Origin of the sequence: Rhodococcus sp. IEGM 1306, from assembly GCF_036541985.1 — a bacterium.
GTDB lineage: Bacteria > Actinomycetota > Actinomycetes > Mycobacteriales > Mycobacteriaceae > Rhodococcus_F > Rhodococcus_F qingshengii.
The window spans coordinates 455,394-473,293 of the sequence record NZ_JAZHFF010000003.1; the positions used below are offsets into that span (position 1 = coordinate 455,394).

Here is a 17,900-nt window from a genome sequence, read left to right on the forward strand (position 1 = left end):
CCCTTCTGGATTGGACATAACTTCCGGCCCAGGCGTGTGCACGACGCCCGAGCGCTGTCTAACCGACGAACTCTCGACGAGCTATTGCATCGCCTCGATGTGTTTCATCACGTCCGGGTACCGACGCAAGTGAGCACCGCCGTTGACATCGAGAACCTCACCCGTGATCCACGAAGAAGCATCGGAGGCGAGGAAGAACACCGCTTCGGCAACGTCGCGAGGCAACCCGTTACGGCCGAGCGGAGTGTTCTCCGTGAAGTCCGCCTGAATAGCCGGAACACCGGTGAGACCCTCGACAAGAGGCGTTTCGACAAGACCTGGCGAAACCGCGTTGACGCGTATCCCCCGGTCTCCGAGTTCGAGTGCCGCCACCTCGGTGAGCATGGCGAGGCCCGCTTTCGCGGAGCAGTATCCCGCAAAACCTGCTGCTGCCTGTCGTGCGTTCAGCGAGGTGATCGACACGATCGATCCACCGGCAGTCATGGCACGCGCAGCATGCTTGATCACGAAGAAACCTCCGGTGAGACAGATGTCAACGGTTCGCTGCCAAGTTTGCGCCTCCAAATCCGTGATGAAGCCCGGCAGATTCACCCCTGCACAATTGACCGCGATATCCAACCGACCGTGCTGCGCCTTCGCCCCCTCGAATATCGCCTTGACCGATTCTTCGTCGACGACGTCGACCCGGACTGCTTCAGCTCGCCCACCGAGTTCTACGGCGCGTTTCCGCCCGCCTTCGACGTCGATGTCACCGATCACGACGATCACCCCTCCAGCGGCCAGCAATTGCGCTGTTGCCCAACCGATACCGGAGGCGCCGCCGATGACGACGGCTACCGCACCTTCCATTCGCCCGGGCATCAGCGAGGAATGTTCTCGTAGTACGGGACAACGATTTCGTCCGTACTCGTGACGTCGCCCAGCATCATCGTCGTGATGGGGTGGACCACGTGCGGGTCCACCTCGACGTTGATACATGCAGGAACCCCCGCGTCGAACGCACGTTTCATAGCGTCGGCAATGGAGGCGACGTCCTTCACACGCTCACCATATCCACCAAAGGCCTCGGCAACTTTCTCGTATGCACTGTCTGCGAGTTCGGACACGACAATTCCTTCGTCCCCGTACACCGCTTCCTGGCCGTGGATCGACATCCCCCACACTGCATTGTTGAATATCACTGTCACAACCGGTATTCCGTGACGGGCCATCGTGTCGAATTCCTGGATGTGGAATCCTGCGGCGCCGTCACCCGTAATGAGTACGACCGGTGATTCCGGTCGTGCTCGATGTGCGCCGATTGCGAAACCCGGCCCGACACCCAGACACCCGAGGTAGCCGAGCCTCAAGACACCACCAACTACTTCGGTGGTCGTGAAGAATTCACCCCACGACGGGGCCTCGGCACCGTCCATCACGAAAGTCGTACCAGGCGGGCAGGCTTCGACGATCGCGCGCGCTGCAAAGTACGGATGCGCCTTACCGCTTTCCGTCGCTTGGTCCTCGAAACCATGCCGGTGCGCGTGTTTCGCACTGGTGGCGGCATCGACCCAGGCGCTCCAATCGGGCCATTGACGTTGCTCAGCAGCAGTTTTCAACGCGATTAGTGCTTCTCGACAGTCGGCAAGTATCGGAACGTCCACATCCTGCATACGTCCGATTTCGGACGCGTCGACGTCGATCTGAACCAACCGCGCACCGGGGAACAAACTGGTGCGTCCGCCGGTGAACATTCCGGCGCGGGCCCCGACAACGAACACCACGTCGGGCGTCGGCTGCCCGAGGGCAGGCAATGAACCGATTGCCAGCAACCCGCCGCCGGCGAGTCGATGGCTTGCGGGTACTGCTCCATCGGACTTCCCGGGGTAGAACACCGGCACGTCCACCGTTTCCGCGAACGCCACAAGTGCCTCGCTCGCGTGGGAGAAAGTGACGCCGCCGCCGATCACAATAGCGGGGTTCGTCGCTTCACCGAGCAGATCGAGAGCGGCCTCGACCGCCGCGGCAGTCGGACCCGACCTCGCACTCAGGGTGTAGTTCACCGGAAACCTCACGGTGTCCTCGTCGGCTTCACCGAACATCACGTCGATCGGCGCTTCCAGCAACACGGGCCCCGGAATTCCGGTCGTCGCCTTACGAATTGCCAGAGCAACTATCTCGGGAACGCGCGCCGGATCGGTGATGCGATATGCCCACTTGGTCACTGGAACGGCCGCGGCAATCTGATCGAAACCACCCTGAAGCGGATTCGTCTCGGTCTCGCGCATCGGCGGAGCACCGACGACGAAGACAGTCGGAGTGCGATCGAGGAGTGCATTGGTCAGCGCGGTGTAGACATTGGTGAAGCCTGGGCCGGAGGTGACCACACAAACGCCGTAATTGCCCGTCACCCGCGCGTATGCATCCGCAGCGTGTCCCGCAGTGGCTTCGTGTCGAGTGTCGGTGAGCCGAATGCCGTGTCGCCGACAAGCTACGAGGAAAGCATCCAAATGCCCTCCATGGAGGGTGAAGACCTCGGTAGTGCCCGCTTCGGCTAGTGCCCTGGCCAGTAGTTCGCCACCGTTGACAATCATGTATTTCCTTCCGAATCTCGTTGCTTGATTAACGATCGCTAAGTCATTTCACTGTATCGTGGGTCACAGTGCGACGCCAGAGTGGCATTATGCGAACACATGGCACGAAATTCCCCCCAAACCGATCGAATCGTCATGTTGACCGAACTGCTGGCATCCGACCCCACGACGGGGCGGAGCCTCGCCGACATCGCACGACACCTCGGCGTCGCAAAGGCGACCTGCTACCCCATGGTCGTCGCTCTCACCGAGGCCGGCTGGCTCGTACGTCACCCGATCCGCAAGACCTACCAACTCGGCCCGGCACTAGTTCCCATCGGCCAAGCCGCCTCCCGCGCAATCGATGTCGTCGATCTTTCCCGTACCGTCATGCAAGAGCTGGCCGACACATCCGAACTGGCCTGTCTCGGATTCATCCGATCCGGCGCCGACCTCGTTGTCGCCGAGGCAATTCAACCGATCTCCAAACGCAGCGGAACTCTCGGCTTGCGCATCGGCGACAATGTACTGATGGCACCTCCACTGGGGGCAGGCCTTGCCGCATGGTTCGACGAGGACGACCTTCACGAATGGTTTCTCCTCGGCAAGGAAGCATTGGACACGGAGGCCACACTTCTACGGTCGGAGTACGAGCCGATCCTCATGGCCATTCGAGAGCGCGGTTTCGCCGTGGAATGCCTTCGCCAACAAGAACGTTCAATTTCCGACGCCGTCACCGAGATGCGCGGGCCGGGAGTCGGCGGCCAGAGGGCCGCACTCGCGCTGAGAGAAGCACGACGTCTTCTGTCTGCGGATGTCGCGGTCGGAACACTCGACCTCGACGCCAATTATCAACTGCTGTCCGTCAATGCCGTCGCCTTCGCCCAGGACTCGACACCGGCACTGATCCTCTGCCTGGTCGATGCCCCGTCACCACTGACCGGGGAGCGGATCGCCGAACTGGGCAAACTCGTGCGGGAAGCCGCCGATCGGGTCACCACTCTCATGCACGGCCGAACACCTCGACCATTGACATCCGCAGACGGAGCAACATAGCTTGTAAATCCTATCGCTTATATAACGATCGCTAAGTCTGTGAGCGTGGCGGTCCGCCTACGTCCCGTGACCACCCCGATCCCCGCACACCCTTCGGCCGCAAGGAGCCTCCATGACTCTGACTCACTCCGCCCTTTACATCGACGGAACCTGGCAATCACCGACGACGCCGGACGCCATCTCGGTGCACTCGGCCAGCACAGAGGAGAAGATCGGCAGTGTGCCGGACAGCGCACCCAACGACGTCGATACTGCCGTCGCGGCGGCGGGCCGAGCCTTCCGGACGTGGTCGCGACTCGCGCCTGCCGACCGAGCCGACGCCTTGGATCGATTTGCCGCGGCCCTGGGGCGTCGCGCGGATCTCACAGCTCGATTGGTCAGCCAGCAGAACGGAATGCCGATCTCGATCTCCACTGTTGCCGAAGGACAAGGACCTTCAGGGCTTTTGAGCTATTACGCCGCGCTTGCCCGCACGACCGAGCTCGAAGAACACCGTAACGCGCTGGCCGGAACGGGAACCACCATTGTTCGGAAAGAGCCGATCGGTGTTGTCGCCGCGATTGCACCGTGGAACTTCCCTTCGCTTCTCGCAATGATGAAAATCGCCCCCGCGCTCGCATCAGGATGCACCGTTGTACTGAAGCCGTCGCCCGAGACCGTGCTCGACGCGTTCGTCCTGGCCGAGGCCGCAATGGAGGCCGACCTTCCTGCCGGTGTTCTCAACATCGTCACCGGAGGACCCGACATCGGCAAGTACCTCGTCGCTCATCCGGGCGTGCACAAGGTCGCCTTCACCGGCTCCACATCTGCAGGGCGACACATCGGAGCAACCTGCGGCCAACTACTCCGACCGGTATCGCTCGAGCTCGGCGGCAAGTCCGCCGCAGTCATTCTCGACGATGCGGACCTCGACGCGACGATGGCAGGTTTGGCGACGGCATCGTTGATCAACACCGGCCAGACCTGCTACGCCTCGACAAGAATTCTCGCGCCCGAAGGACGCTACGAGGAGGTGCTCGATGCCGTCACCGCAATGGTCGAGTCGCTACCGGTGGGCGACTCGTTGGACCCCACCACCTTCATCGGCCCTCTCGTGAGCGCCGGGCAGCGCGAACGTGTCGAGTCCTTCATCGCCACGGGCACTGCGGAAGGCGCACGGATCACGACCGGCGGATCACGACCGCGCGCACTCGAGCGCGGATGGTTCCTGGAGCCAACCGTTTTCGGTAACGTCTCCGCGAACCACACGATTGCAACCGAAGAGATCTTCGGCCCCGTCCTCTCTGTCATTCCATACACCGACGAGGCACAGGCCATCGCAATCGCCAACGATTCCGAGTACGGCCTCGGTGGAACCGTGTGGACTGCCGACTTCGATCGCGGGTTGGAAATAGCCCGCTCAGTCGATACCGGTTCGTTCGGGATCAACGGCTACACACTCGATTTCGGAGCACCGTTCGGAGGCACCAAGGCGAGCGGGATCGGTCGCGAGCTCGGACCGGAAGGCCTGGCCGCATACTTCCAGACCAAATCGATCTTCACCACGGCCTGATTCGCCACCTGCGCCATGAGTGCCCGGAAATCGTCGAGCACACGACGATTGCACACTTACTTAACGATCGTTAAGCTAGGTTCAATGCAGTAACCGCGACAGAAGATCAAGGAAGTATCCAGTGGCCGTGCGATCCAGTGACCAGTACCGAAAAGGGCTCAGCGACGATCGTCGAGTCTTCTACCGAGGCAAGAAGATTTCCGATGTCTACGCCGAACCCGAACTGACTCTCGCAGTCGATCATTCGGCATTGTGCTACGACATCGCCGACGATCGACCCGACCTCGCGGTCACCGATGTCGACGGTGACCCAGTCAGCGCGTTCTACGTGGCACCGACATCTGCGGACGATCTGATTCGGCGCGGCGCCCTGATCGAGGAAGTATCGCGGCGCGGCGGCGGAACCATCGTCCTCAAAGAGGTGGGTAGCGATGCGTTGTTCGCCCTTCTGCGTGCAACCACGGGTGAAGGTCTCGAGAATGCGCGCGCTTTCTACAAGCGGGTCTGCGACGGCGATCTCGCACTCGCCGTCGCGCAAACCGACGTCAAGGGTGACCGGTCACTTGGACCGCGCCAACAGGCAGACCCAGACCTATACCTGCACATCGTCGACGAGGACGCCGACTCCATCACCGTGCGCGGCGCGAAGTGCCATACTTCGTTCTCCGCCAACGCCGACGAGTTGATCGTGCTGCCCACCCGCGCGATGGGCCCCGAAGACGCCGATTACGCAGTGTCCTTCGCCATCCCGATCGACACACCAGGTCTCGAACTGTACGTCTCTCCCTACGCTGCCGGAGAACGCAACTCCTTCGAATTTCCGATCTCCACGAAACACAAACTCCTCGAATCGCTCACCGTCTTCAACGATGTCCGAGTACCGAAGAATCGAGTCTTCCTCAACCGTCAACCCGAACTTGCCGGGCCACTCGCGCTGGCGTTTGTCGATTACCACCGCTTCACCGCCATCAACTACAAGTTGCCCCTACTCGACATCATGGTCGGAGCAGCTTCACTGATCGCCGAGGCCAACGGCATCAGCAAGGCAGGCCATGTAAAGGGCAAGATCACCGAGCTGATCACCTGGAGCGAGACCGTCCGTGGACTGGCTCAACTCGCCGCCGTTCGATCGAAGCCAGGAGCACACGGTGTCCGGCAACCAGATCCGCTTGCCGTCAACATGGCCAAATACCACTTCGCACATGGATTCCACAACGCGGTCGCCATCCTCACCGATCTCTCAGGTGGCCTCCTCGCCACCGGCCCCGGCGGTGAAGACTGGGACAATCCCGAAATTCGTGCAGTTCTCGAAAAATACTACGCTGCAGCAGTTCCTGCCGAAAAGCGTCTCCGTCTGTTGAACTTCATTGCGGATCTGACCGCCCGCGACTACGGCGGATACCAGTCAGTCCTGGCTACGCACGCAGAAGGATCGCTCGAGGCCGAGAAACTGCAGATCTCACGCTCCTTCGATCCGACGAGGGCACGCGAATACGTCAGCGACCTCGCCGGAATCGCCCACCTCTGACCATTCGTCCCGAGAGAACAACAAGGATTTTCATGATCTCGACAGCATTCACGGAAACATTCGGCGTTCGCCACCCCATCGTCCAAGGTGGAATGCAGTGGGTCGGCAGAGCAGAACTCGTCGCAGCCGTTGCCAATGCCGGCGCCTTGGGATTCATCACCGCACTCACGCAGCCGACGCCGGCCGACCTGGCGAACGAAATCGCCCGATGCCGCGACCTGACCGACCAACCGTTCGGCGTCAACCTCACAATTCTGCCGTCGATCACGCCACCGCCGTACGACGAGTACCGCCAGGTGATCGTCGACTCAGGCGTGAAGATCGTCGAGACCGCAGGTTCCAATCCCGCACCTCACCTGCCGATCTTCCATGACGCCGGCATCAAAGTGCTCCACAAGTGCACAACAGTCAGGCATGCGGTGAAGGCACAGGATCTCGGTGTCGACGGAATCAGTATCGACGGATTCGAGTGCGCCGGCCATCCAGGGGAAGACGATGTCGCAGGCTTGGTCTTGATTCCAGCTGCCGCAGAGAAGATTTCGATACCCATGATCGCTTCCGGCGGCTTCGCCGATGCACGCGGTCTGGTCGCCGCGCTGGCACTCGGAGCAGACGGCATCAACATGGGTACACGATTCATGTGCACCACCGAGTCTCCGATCCACCAGAACATCAAAGAAGCGATAGTCGCCGCAGACGAAACACAGACCGAACTGATCTTCCGACCACTCCGCAACACTGCACGCGTGGCAAGCAACACCGTCAGCCGAGAGGTTGTCGAGATACTCTCCCGCGGCGGGCAATTCGAGGATGTGCGCGACCTGGTAGCAGGAGCGCGAGGGCGAACCGTCTACGAAACCGGTGATCCCGACGCCGGCATCTGGACGGTCGGCACATCACAGGGACTGATCCACGACATCCCCACCGTAGACGAGTTGGTCCAGCGCATGGTGTCCGAAGCAGAGGACATCATCGGGGCACGCTTGCGTTCGATGACCGAACGCGTTTCCGTCTAGGACAGGAGAGCAACCCATGCGTCGAACACTGTTCACAGCCGACCACGATGCCTACCGAGAGACCGTGCGCGAGTTCATTGCCCGCGAGATCATGCCTCACTACGACAGCTGGGAAGAAGCCAGGCTCGTCGACCGATCGGCGTGGCTCGCCGCCGGCAAGATGGGTATCGTCGGTCTGGCCGTCCCCGAACAATACGGAGGCTCGGGTGAACTCGACTACCGGTACCGGTATGTGGTCGCCGAAGAGATCGCCCGTACCGGTACCACCTCGTTCGGCGCCGGACTCGGACTTCAGGACGACATCGTCATTCCGTACATCGCCGACCTCGGCACAGACGAGCAGAAGGCACGTTGGCTACCGGGTATGGCTGCCGGCGAACTCATCTGCGCCATCGCGATGACCGAGCCGGGTACCGGCAGCGATCTGCAAGGCATCAAGACCTCGGCTGTTCGAGATGGCGACGACTGGATCTTGAACGGACAGAAGACCTTCATCACCAGCGGTATTCACGCCGACATCGTCATCGTTGCAGCGCGCACCGATCCCGAAGCCGGGTCGCGGGGATTCAGCCTCCTCGTGGTCGAACGTGGGATGGACGGATTCACCCGCGGTCGCAAACTCCACAAGGTGGGGCTCGCGGGTCAGGACACAGCCGAGTTGTCGTTCGACAATGTGAGAGTCCCGGCAGGCAACCTCTTGGGCGAGGAGGGTGGAGGCCTCATTCATCTCATGGAGCGCCTTCCCCGTGAGCGCCTGTCGATCGCAGTGAGCGCAATCAGTTGCGCGCGTGCGGCCTACGAATGGACCAAAGGCTACGCGTTCGACCGCACCGCCTTCGGAAAGCCGATCGGCGACTTCCAGAACACTCGATTCGCCCTCGCCGAGATGCTGACCGAGATCGACGTGACACAGGCATACGTCGACAACGCAGTCCTGGCCATCAACGACGACCAGCTGTCAGCAGTCGAAGCGGCACAGGCGAAGTGGTGGGCCAGCGAACTTCAGAAGCGCGTCGTGGATCGTTGCGTACAACTACACGGCGGATACGGCTACATGATGGAGTATCCGATCGCCCGGGCCTACGTAGACAGCCGAATCCAGACCATCTACGGCGGAACCACCGAAATCATGAAGGAGATAATCGGCCGCGACATCGCGAAGAGTTGATCAGCACCGAGAACGACCGTGGTCCCGAACATCCTGTGTTCGGGACCACGGTCATTGTAAGCACCGTTCTCGCTTCGTCTATCCGAAGACTGCTGCGCGCTTTTCCTGAAACGCCGCAACACCTTCGGCGAAATCACCACTGCCCAACAGGTCGATCTGGCCTGAGCGCTCGCGTGTGAACGCATCACCGAGTTCGGTGAGCGTAGCGTCGTTGATCGCCTTCTTGGTAAACCGAAATGCAGGGGACGACCCGGCGACCAATCGGTGCGTCAGGTCTGCCAACTCCACCGCGAAAGCGTTGTCCTCGCACACGTGTGAGACCAGGCCGCAGTCGAAAGCATCTCGAGCGGATAATCTTTCGGCCAGCAGTGCCATGCGCATGGCGCGCGCGCGACCGATCGACGCTGCCACCAGTGCGGTGGCTCCACCGTCCGGCATCAATCCCACCTTTGTGAACGCGAGCAGAAAGTAACTCGACTCCGCTGCGAGCACGAGGTCGCACGCCAAAGCCAGCGAAACACCCACACCTGCCGCAGGGCCTCGTACCGCAGCGACCACCGGAAACGGAAACTCTCGAATGGTCTGCACCAAGGCATTGGCGGCATCGATCGTGTCCGCCGACGGCGGACCGGACAACGTCACGTCCGCGAGGTCCGCGCCCGTGCAAAAGGCCTTGCCCTCTCCTTCGACAACCGCCACCCGCACATCCGAGGATTGTGCGTGCTCGACGAAGATCGTGGCAAGACTCTCCAGGGTTTCGGTAGTCAACGCGTTCATTCGCGCTGGCCTGTTGACGACTATGCGGAGCACTCCGCCGTGTCGGCTCGCGTAGACATCCGGTCGCGTTTCGGTCATTGAAATTCCTTGTCAGTCAGACTCGATCGAGTTGTGCTACAAAAGGTGATCTGCCACTCAGTCGCCCAGCCACTCCTTCGTCACGGCGGTGGTATCGACCCCGGGTGGCCGGGCACCTGACGGCTGCACAGTCCTGGAACGGGAGAACCGCGGCGCGGGTGCCGCCTGCACTATTCCGTCGGCTTCGACAAGAGTTCCCCGCTGGGCAAGATGCGGGTGCAACGCGGCTTCGGCGGGGCTCAGGACAGGAGCAACACAAGCGTCCGTCGATTCGAACAGCGCTGCCCAGGCGTCTCGCGTGCGCGACGAGAACGCCTCTGTGAACCGTTCTCGGATTGTGGGCCAGCCACTTCGATCCATCTGATCGGGCAACGATTCCGGCGCGATATCCAGGCCTTGGAGGAGCGCCGCGTAGAACTGCGGTTCGAGGGCACCGACTGCTACGAACTTGCCGTCCGAACATTCGTATGTGTCGTAGAACGGCGTAGAACCGTCCAGGAGGTTGGTTGCACGTGAGTCACTCCACTGTCCGCTCCCTCGCAACGACCACATCATCTGCGCCAACACCGAAGTTCCGTCGACAATTGCGGCATCGACCACTTGTCCTGTGCCCGAACGCTCTCGCTCGTACAACGCAGAGACGATTCCGAGGATCAAGAACATGGAGCCACCGCCGAAGTCTCCGACGAGGTTCAGCGGAACCGTGGGTTTCTCGGCCGGACCGATAGCGTGCAGGACTCCGGTCAGCGCCAGGTAAGTGATGTCGTGTCCCGCCCGCTGCGCGAGTGGGCCGTCTTGACCCCATCCCGTCATACGTGCGTAGATCAGCCGGCTGTTGAGTTCGGTGCACACGTCGGGGCCGAAACCCAGCCGCTCGGTCACGCCGGGCCGAAAACCTTCCAGGAACACATCGGCTTTCGAGACGAGGGCCCTCACCAACTCTCGGCCTGACTCGGTCTTGAGGTCGGCTTCCACCGACCGTCTCCCACGCAAAAGTTGGTCCTGCTCTCGTGGCGAGATCTCGAGTCCACCGGACGGACGCTCGACTCGAACAACGTCCGCTCCGAGATCTGCAAGCATCATCGCAGCGTGCGGCCCCGGACCCAACCCCGCGAGTTCCAGCACTCGAACACCGTGCAACGGGCCGCTCATCCGATGGAAACCTTGCCTGAATAGCGATCGCGCAGTTTTCCTTTGACCAATTTCCCGGTCGGAGTTCGAGGTAGATCCGTACTGAACACGAGTCGCCTCGGCAGCTTGTACTTGGCGATCTGCGCGCGCAAATGAGAAAGCAGTTCGTCGCGAAGCGCATCGCCGGCTTCGGCTTCGGGGACTGGCTGGACGACAGCCATATCTCCCCCATCTCGTCGTCGGGCAACCCGATCACCGCCGCGTCCAATACCGAGGAATGCTCGATCAGCACGTTCTCGATCTCCTGCGGATAAATGTTCACACCGCCCGAGATGATCATGAAGGACTTACGGTCGGTCAGAAATAGGTAACCCTCCTCGTCCACGAAGCCGACATCACCCGTAGTCGTCCAGGCCGGGTGGGCGGGATGCTGTGCCTCCTGGGTCTTTTCGGGCGCATTGTGATAGTTGAATGGCAACTCGTCACGTTCGAAGTACAGCGTACCCACCTCGCCGGGGGGTAGATCTTCGCCGTTCTCCCCGCATATGTGGAGCACTCCCAGGGAGGCCCGCCCCACCGTGCCCGGCTTCCGCAGCCACTCGTCCGAGTGAACGATGGTCATGCCGTTGAGTTCCGTCGAGGAGTAGTACTCGTCCAGAATCGGCCCCCACCAATCGATCATCTTTCGCTTCACATCGACGGGACACGGTGCGGCCGCGTGGACGGCGAGTCGCAGAGACGACATGTCGTAACGGTCGCGCGTTTCTTGTGGCAGTTTGAGCAGGCGCACGAACATTGTCGGCACCCACTGGCTGTACGTGATGCGATAACGCTCGATGTATTCCAGAGCCTTCTCCGGATCGAACCGATTCATCACCACAACGGTTCCGCCCAGCGCCTGGACCGAGGCGCACGTCCGGAGCGGAGCGGCATGATAGAGGGGCGCCGGGGACAGATAGATGTCGTCTTCGGTTACACCCCAAACACTTTGGTTCATCGCCGTCATCTGATCGCCGGGATCCTGTATCTGACGATTCGGTAGAGCCGGCTTGATGCCCTTGGGACGGCCGGTGGTTCCCGACGAGTACAACATGTCGGCGCCGCGCGGCTGATCCGGGAGCGGGACGTCCGACTCCATGTCAGCCGCCCGGTCGAGGGAGTCGTATCCGTCGAGTTGGCCGCCGAAGGAAAGCCTGGTCACCTGCCGGGGAACGAGTTCGGACAATGTCGCGGCCAGTTCGCTCAGAGCAGCATCGACGATGACTACCTTTGCCTCACAGTCCTCGACGATATATGCACCTTCCGGAGCGGTCAGGTGCCAGTTCACCATCGTCAGGTAGACACCGGAGCGCATAGCCGCCCAGTAGATGTCGAAGACCTGAACGTTATTGGTGGCGAGTACGGCCAGGTTGTCGCCCCGCCGCAACCCGAGTCCGTGGAGAACTCGCGCAATCCGAATCGAATTCGATTCCAGTTGCGCGAACGTCACCGCTTCACCGGTCTCGGCAACGATCACCGCGGCCTTGTCCGGGTTTGTCGCAACATACGCTCCGGGATACATGGTTCACTCCAAGGTTCGTTCGCTGAGGTCTTGTTCACAAAGTTGTTCGTGTGGAGATCATTCGAGAGAAAGCGCGACTTTTCCTACCGCCGTGCGCTCGCTCAACGACGTCAGTGCATCGGCAGCACGCGCCAAGGGGTAGAGGGTGGGCTCGGGCACCCTCAGAGCTCCCGACCCGAGCAGGGGATAGAGCTCCTGCCATTGACGCTGTAGATACCGGGGATCGGTTTTCAGATATTCACCCCATCCTGCACCCGTCACCGAAATATTCTTCAGGAGAAGTCGATTCACCTTGACCGTGGGAATATCACCGCCGGTGAATCCCAAAACGACCAGGCGACCGTTCGGCGCAAGGCTGCGCAGGCTGTCCGTGAAGCGGTCACCACCGACCGGATCGAGAATGATGTCGACACCGCGCCCATTCGTAATCCGTTGGACGCGTTCCTTCCACCCGTCGACCGACACGACGTGCGTTGCCCCGGACTCCGCGGCGATTCTCTCCTTCTCGCCCGTACTCACGACAGCGACCGTCTCCAGACCGAGCGCAGACGCGACATGCAACGCGGCAGTACCCAACCCACCGGCCGCGCCGTGAATCAGGACGGTCTCGCCGGCAAGGTATCGCGCACGTTCGTCGAGGGCGAAGTGCGCGGTCAGATAATTCAGGAGAAATCCCGAACCGGCCGAGAGCGAGACCACATCAGGCAGAGCGAAGACATTGGACGGCTCGACCGCAACGGTCTGCTGCCACGAGCCTTCCCCGGTCGTCAGCACGGCCACGCGCCGCCCGGGCACGAAGCCTGACCCTGGCGGCGCGCTCCGAACGGTACCGGCACCTTCAATCCCTGGTACGCACGGTAGTTCGCGCACCATTTGGTAGCCGCCCGTGGTCTGGAGAAGATCAGGGAAACTCACGCCGGCGGTGTGCAAATCAACTACCACCCGTGCGGGATCGACAGGTTCGTCGACATCGACCAACGACAAACCTTCGGGCCCCGTCGCCTCCACCAAGTGGACTGCTTTCATTCAAACTCCTCGGACTGATTCCGGCGACTTCCTCGGCAAACGGAGTCCTCCACGGCAACAGCTTAACGATCGTTAAGTAAGACTCTACGACGGCAGGCAATGCCATGGCAATGGCGCTCGACCACGGAACGTCCCGGACTGCAGTCTTCTGCGAGGTTTGCGCAGCCACACCGGCAGAGCGCGGCTTTCGATCAGGTAGTCAGTACAGGTAATCCTCGCCGCTGGCGCGGACGGTTATGTCACTGATGCTGATACCCCACGGTTGATCGATGATGTGAACGACAGCGTCGGCCAGGTCGTCGGGCTTGATCAGCCAGTATTCGATGGAGTCGACATCCTTCTGCCCGGGGCTGAGGGTGCCGTCGGCCAGGTGCCCGACGTTCGCCATGTAGGTACCCGCACGTTGACCGGTGAGACCGAGGATCGCGTTCTCGTTGACGATCCAGCTCGCCAAGTTCGTTCCTGTCACACCCGTGGGCTTGACAGTCGTCACCTTGATCTTGCCCTTGGCTTCGATTCGCAGTGAATCCGAGATCGTGGTGACTGCAGCCTTGGTTGCGCTGTAGACGCCGGAACCGTCGACGCCGGCGTTTCCGAAGATCGACGAGATGTTGACGACTTGACCGCGACCCTGCTCGATCATCTGGTCGTATACCGCAGAGATTCCGTTGACGACGCCCTTGATATTGATGTCGATTGCCTTGTGCCACTTCTGCCACGCTCGTTCGTGATCGGCGAAATATGCGAGAGGCATGACGCCCGCATTGTTGACGAGTACGTCGAGCGCTCCGTACTCCGAAATGCCGTGCTGCGCCGCGGCGATGACCTGATCCATGTCGGTGACGTCGGCAACCTTGTAGGTGCCGGTGAATCCCGCGGCCGCGATACCGCCGAACACAGTCTTCAGGCCCGCCTCGTTGATGTCCACGCCGACGACTTTCGCGCCCTGCGCAGCCACCTTCTCGGCGATGAGTTGACCGAACCCACCCCCTGCACCGGTGATGAGAATGACCTTGTCCTGCAAGTACTGAGACATAACTGTTTCCTCTTGTTCTGGATTTCGGGTTCGGTGTGGGTCAGACGATGTCGATGGCATCGAGGACTGCGGCGACGGTCTTGCGGTCGCCGGAAACCTCGACGGCAGACCGCCATGCAGATCGGGTGGTCCCCCACCGCAGAAATTCGGCGGCTTGGGTGGTCGCGACGTTCTCCGGCACGTCGTCAGATTCGGTGACGGTCACTCCCCCATCGCAATGAGAGATGACGAAAGTGCGCTCGGTGGCGCCGTTGAGGCGCAGTGCCACAGGCGATGTCAACGCGGTGGCGACAGCTTCGCCGCACATCTGCGGGAGCCCAGCAACCATCCAGTCGATCGCCGGATCGACTGCGGCCGCCACGTCGATCTCACCGTGAGGAATCGGTCCGAACGGCGCCAGAAGATCCGACGTCAAATGGACGAGATGGTCGAACGACACCGCGTCACTGAGCTGATGCAGGCGATAAGTCCCGAGGTCGAGCATCTCGAGTGTGTTGTTGCGAAGCTCCTCTGTCTGCAGCGCGGCCAACGTCGCGAGCCCCGCTTCGGATTGCTCCCGGTAGTAGTCCAGGATCTGCTCGTGCGGTAGATCGGCACGCTCGCGGACGGCAGCGTCGTTGAGCCGCTCGGACTTTCCACTGGGGTTCGGCGGGAACACCAGATCCGGGTCGGCGATGAAGTTGAAGAAGAACGCCATGTGACCGATGAGGTCGTGGACGCGCCAACCGTGGCACGCACTGTCCGCTTCCCACTCGGTAGTCCCGAATTGCTCGGCTATCTTCACGGTGTTTTCTGCCAGCGCACGAGCGCCGGCGAGTCCTGCGTCGGACATGGTGGCTCGATTCTTACGAGGATGCGAGGAAAATGGATTTGAGTTGCTGATACGCCGCAAGCCCTTCGGGACCGAGTTCACGACCCAAGCCGCTGGCTTTGACGCCACCGAACGGTGAACCCCAGTCGAGGTTGAAGGTGTTGACACCGAACGAGCCTGTCTCGACGCGTCGAGCAATTGCGATACCGCGTTCCTCGTCGGAGGTCCATACAGTCCCACCGAGGCCGTACTCGGAGTTGTTGGCAAGCGCGACAGCCTCATCGACGTCGTCGTATGAAATGACTGACAGCACCGGCCCGAATACTTCCTGCCGCGCGATGGTGCTGCCGTTGTCGACATCGGCGAACACCGTGGGCTGCACGAAGAATCCGGTGTCGAGGTCGGTGGGGCGTCCGCCACCCGTGGTGACAGTTCCGCCTTCCGAGCGTCCCTGGTCGATCAAGGACAGCACACGGTCCTGTTGCCTCGCGCTCACCAACGGGCCGACGAACGTCGACGGTTCCATCGGATCGCCGACCTGCAGACCCTCCGCCATCGCGGTGATGGCGTCGACGTACGTCCGACTACGGCTGCGGGGAACCAAGATTCGAGTCGACATATAGCACGTCTGCCCACTGTTGAGCAGGGATGCAGTTGCCAGACCGGTTACCGTCTCCTCGACATCCGCGTCGTCGAGGACCAGGGCCGCCGACTTGCCACCCAATTCCAAGGTAACGGGGCGAAGCATTCCGCCGCACACCGTGCCGATGTGTCGACCGGCCGCAGTGGATCCCGTGAACGCGACCTTGTCGATCCCGGGATGCGACACGAGATACTGACCGATCTCCGGTCCGCCAGTCACGATGTTGATGACACCCTCGGGGAGTTCTGCCGCAATGGCGGCCTCGGCCAATATGTAGGAGTCCAAGGTGGTTTCGGGAGAGGGTTTCAGAACGACGGTGCATCCCGCAGCAAGAGCCGGGGCGATCTTGAACATCGAAAGCACAGCCGGGAAGTTCCAGGGCGCAATGGCGGCAACGACACCGATCGGCTCGCGTCGCACGATTGTCGTGCCTGGCATCGGTTGGCTGGCCCGTCGTTCTTCGGTAGGCATCGACTCGGCGAGGCCTGCGTAATAGCGCAAAAGCTGGACGGGCGCTGCCCCCTCGGCGAAACGGGCGAGCTCGATGGGCATGCCGTTCTGGTGAGTGACCGTCGCCGCGCGGTCCTCGGATCGTTTCTCGAGTTCGTCGGCGAACCTGCGGATGACACGCGCACGTTCGACAGGGGAAAGATCGGACCAGTCGTTCCGTCGCAATGCTTTTCGAGCCGCTGATACAGCTGCGTCGACGTCCGTCGATACGGATGCGGGGAACGAGCCTATCTGTTGCTCCGTGAAAGGTGATACGACTCGGATGATTTCGGAAGTGTCCGGCGCTCTCCACAGTCCGTCGATGAACAGTGCAGTGCGGTCGGTGAGTGTTGTCATTGTGGCTCCTCCAGGGATGGCGCTCGACGTTGAACCAGCCAACCTGTGTTGATCATCACTGCCCAACCGACGAGAAAATTGACATGATGCGCCAATTTATTTACATTTCGACACATGGCCGATCTGATCAGTGCCTCGTCGCTGACACGACTGCCCGAGTTGATCTCCGAACTCGGCGGAGATCCGTACGAATTCCTCGACCGTGTGGGCGTCGATCCGGCCGTCATCGGCGCGTACGACCACTTCTTGCCGTTCAGTGCCTTGTCCACACTGCTCGGACTCTGTGCGGATGAGTTGGAGGCGCCGGACTTCGCACTCAGACTCGCGGGCAAACAGGACCCGGACATTCTCGGTCCGGTCGCCATCGCGGCCCGCAGTGCCGAGACAATCGGAGATGCATTGCACGACGTCGCCCGATACGCGCACGTGTACAGCCCGGCGTTGGCGGTAGATCTGACAGTCGGCGACACCGAGGTGTCCTACGGGATCGATACCGTGCTGCATCGACTTCCGTATCGGTCCCACGTCGTGGAACTGGCGATGGGCGTGACACTTCAGACGTTCCGGATGATGGCGGGCGCGGACTTCCATCCGACGCACATCTCGTTTCAACATCCACGCATCTCCGAACTGCGCAGGTACGTAGAGTTTTTCGGTTGTTCTGTCGAGTTCAGCTCGGATCGGAACCTGTTGACCTTTCCGCGCGGAGTCATGCATCGCCACCTGCCCCGGGTGGATCCGATGGCCTACGACTTAGCCGTGCGTTTCATGGCAGGTCGAGATCCGGATGTGGCGTTCCACGACGCGGTGTCGGCTGTGATCGTGCGTTCCCTGCCTGCGGGTGCAGCCACACTGAAGCAAGTCGCGACTTTGATGATGCTGCACCCACGAACACTGCAGAGACGATTGGCGTTGGAAGGCAAGGCGTTCGAATCGCTCGTCGACGATTCACGACGCGAACTCGCTCGCAGCCTTCTCTCGAACAGAGACGTGTCCCTCTCCGAAGTGTCACGCCAACTCGGCTATTCCGAACCGAGCACCCTCACTCGAAGCTGTAGGCGTTGGTTCTCCACAACGCCCCTGAAGAAGCGGAGGGAACTTACCCGCCGCGGCGGTTGA

At 61.3% G+C, this 17,900-nt stretch carries 14 protein-coding genes and 1 pseudogene; 6 read left to right on the forward strand and 9 right to left on the reverse strand.

Annotated elements, in window-relative coordinates; genetic code table 11:
* Positions 1–81: 81 nt before the first annotated feature.
* Positions 82–861 (reverse strand): SDR family NAD(P)-dependent oxidoreductase, encoded by a 780-nt coding sequence (locus V3587_RS11665; protein WP_234036729.1) that lies wholly within the window; start codon positions 859–861, stop codon positions 82–84.
* The gene (locus V3587_RS11670; RefSeq protein WP_283376508.1) at positions 861–2,573 is read right to left on the reverse strand and encodes a thiamine pyrophosphate-binding protein; all 1,713 of its coding nucleotides are present in this window, start codon (positions 2,571–2,573) and stop codon (positions 861–863) included. The genes V3587_RS11665 and V3587_RS11670 overlap by 1 nt, the downstream gene beginning before the upstream one ends.
* A 99-nt stretch (positions 2,574–2,672) precedes the next feature.
* Between V3587_RS11670 and V3587_RS11675 the strand changes: the two genes are divergently transcribed.
* The 5 genes from V3587_RS11675 to V3587_RS11695 all read left to right on the forward strand — a co-directional run bounded on the left by V3587_RS11675 (position 2,673) and on the right by V3587_RS11695 (position 8,872).
* On the forward strand, positions 2,673–3,608 hold the full coding sequence (locus V3587_RS11675) for a helix-turn-helix domain-containing protein (RefSeq protein ID WP_200314586.1): 936 nt from the start codon (positions 2,673–2,675) through the stop codon (positions 3,606–3,608).
* A gap of 112 nt (positions 3,609–3,720) precedes the next feature.
* Entirely contained in the window at positions 3,721–5,160 is a 1,440-nt protein-coding gene (locus V3587_RS11680; protein WP_283376507.1) for an aldehyde dehydrogenase, read from the forward strand.
* Positions 5,161–5,281: 121 nt separating this feature from the next.
* Complete coding sequence (locus tag V3587_RS11685; protein WP_124568933.1) at positions 5,282–6,688, forward strand: 4-hydroxyphenylacetate 3-hydroxylase N-terminal domain-containing protein; 1,407 nt, start codon at positions 5,282–5,284, stop codon at positions 6,686–6,688.
* Positions 6,689–6,720: 32 nt separating this feature from the next.
* Positions 6,721–7,704: an NAD(P)H-dependent flavin oxidoreductase gene (locus tag V3587_RS11690; RefSeq protein ID WP_166810833.1), complete on the forward strand. Its 984-nt coding sequence runs from the start codon at positions 6,721–6,723 to the stop codon at positions 7,702–7,704.
* Between the two features lie 16 nt (positions 7,705–7,720).
* On the forward strand, positions 7,721–8,872 hold the full coding sequence (locus tag V3587_RS11695; protein ID WP_124568935.1) for an acyl-CoA dehydrogenase family protein: 1,152 nt from the start codon (positions 7,721–7,723) through the stop codon (positions 8,870–8,872).
* A gap of 78 nt (positions 8,873–8,950) precedes the next feature.
* Here the strand turns inward: V3587_RS11695 and V3587_RS11700 are convergent, their stop codons facing one another.
* The 7 genes and pseudogenes from V3587_RS11700 to V3587_RS11730 form a co-directional block, all read right to left on the reverse strand.
* The gene (locus V3587_RS11700; RefSeq protein WP_283376506.1) at positions 8,951–9,727 is read right to left on the reverse strand and encodes an enoyl-CoA hydratase; all 777 of its coding nucleotides are present in this window, start codon (positions 9,725–9,727) and stop codon (positions 8,951–8,953) included.
* A gap of 57 nt (positions 9,728–9,784) precedes the next feature.
* Positions 9,785–10,879 carry a CaiB/BaiF CoA transferase family protein gene (locus V3587_RS11705; protein WP_283376505.1) on the reverse strand — a complete coding sequence of 365 codons (1,095 nt, stop codon included), beginning with the start codon at positions 10,877–10,879 and terminating at the stop codon, positions 9,785–9,787.
* A pseudogene (locus V3587_RS11710) lies at positions 10,876–12,419 on the reverse strand (acyl-CoA synthetase). Before V3587_RS11710 ends, V3587_RS11705 begins: the two are co-directional and overlap by 4 nt.
* 57 nt (positions 12,420–12,476) lie before the next feature.
* Positions 12,477–13,445, reverse strand: coding sequence for an NADPH:quinone oxidoreductase family protein (locus tag V3587_RS11715; RefSeq protein WP_283376504.1), 969 nt, complete (start codon positions 13,443–13,445; stop codon positions 12,477–12,479).
* A gap of 199 nt (positions 13,446–13,644) precedes the next feature.
* Positions 13,645–14,481, reverse strand: coding sequence for an SDR family oxidoreductase (locus tag V3587_RS11720; RefSeq protein ID WP_283376503.1), 837 nt, complete (start codon positions 14,479–14,481; stop codon positions 13,645–13,647).
* A 40-nt stretch (positions 14,482–14,521) separates the two neighbouring features.
* Positions 14,522–15,313 carry a maleylpyruvate isomerase N-terminal domain-containing protein gene (locus V3587_RS11725; RefSeq protein WP_283376502.1) on the reverse strand — a complete coding sequence of 264 codons (792 nt, stop codon included), beginning with the start codon at positions 15,311–15,313 and terminating at the stop codon, positions 14,522–14,524.
* A gap of 13 nt (positions 15,314–15,326) precedes the next feature.
* Positions 15,327–16,781 (reverse strand): aldehyde dehydrogenase, encoded by a 1,455-nt coding sequence (locus V3587_RS11730; protein WP_283376501.1) that lies wholly within the window; start codon positions 16,779–16,781, stop codon positions 15,327–15,329.
* 114 nt (positions 16,782–16,895) lie between these two features.
* Here V3587_RS11730 and V3587_RS11735 point away from each other — a divergent pair, with 114 nt between their 5' ends.
* Positions 16,896–17,900 carry an AraC family transcriptional regulator gene (locus V3587_RS11735; RefSeq protein ID WP_283376500.1) on the forward strand — a complete coding sequence of 335 codons (1,005 nt, stop codon included), beginning with the start codon at positions 16,896–16,898 and terminating at the stop codon, positions 17,898–17,900.

Coding starts and splice junctions, on each gene's coding strand:
- V3587_RS11665 (WP_234036729.1), bottom strand. CDS start 861: ATGCCCGGGCGAATGGAAGGTGCGGTAGCCGTCGTCATCGGCGGCGCC.
- V3587_RS11670 (WP_283376508.1), bottom strand. CDS start 2,573: ATGATTGTCAACGGTGGCGAACTACTGGCCAGGGCACTAGCCGAAGCG.
- V3587_RS11675 (WP_200314586.1), top strand. CDS start 2,673: ATGGCACGAAATTCCCCCCAAACCGATCGAATCGTCATGTTGACCGAA.
- V3587_RS11680 (WP_283376507.1), top strand. CDS start 3,721: ATGACTCTGACTCACTCCGCCCTTTACATCGACGGAACCTGGCAATCA.
- V3587_RS11690 (WP_166810833.1), top strand. CDS start 6,721: ATGATCTCGACAGCATTCACGGAAACATTCGGCGTTCGCCACCCCATC.
- V3587_RS11695 (WP_124568935.1), top strand. CDS start 7,721: ATGCGTCGAACACTGTTCACAGCCGACCACGATGCCTACCGAGAGACC.
- V3587_RS11700 (WP_283376506.1), bottom strand. CDS start 9,727: ATGACCGAAACGCGACCGGATGTCTACGCGAGCCGACACGGCGGAGTG.
- V3587_RS11705 (WP_283376505.1), bottom strand. CDS start 10,879: ATGAGCGGCCCGTTGCACGGTGTTCGAGTGCTGGAACTCGCGGGGTTG.
- V3587_RS11715 (WP_283376504.1), bottom strand. CDS start 13,445: ATGAAAGCAGTCCACTTGGTGGAGGCGACGGGGCCCGAAGGTTTGTCG.
- V3587_RS11720 (WP_283376503.1), bottom strand. CDS start 14,481: ATGTCTCAGTACTTGCAGGACAAGGTCATTCTCATCACCGGTGCAGGG.
- V3587_RS11725 (WP_283376502.1), bottom strand. CDS start 15,313: ATGTCCGACGCAGGACTCGCCGGCGCTCGTGCGCTGGCAGAAAACACC.
- V3587_RS11730 (WP_283376501.1), bottom strand. CDS start 16,781: ATGACAACACTCACCGACCGCACTGCACTGTTCATCGACGGACTGTGG.
- V3587_RS11735 (WP_283376500.1), top strand. CDS start 16,896: ATGGCCGATCTGATCAGTGCCTCGTCGCTGACACGACTGCCCGAGTTG.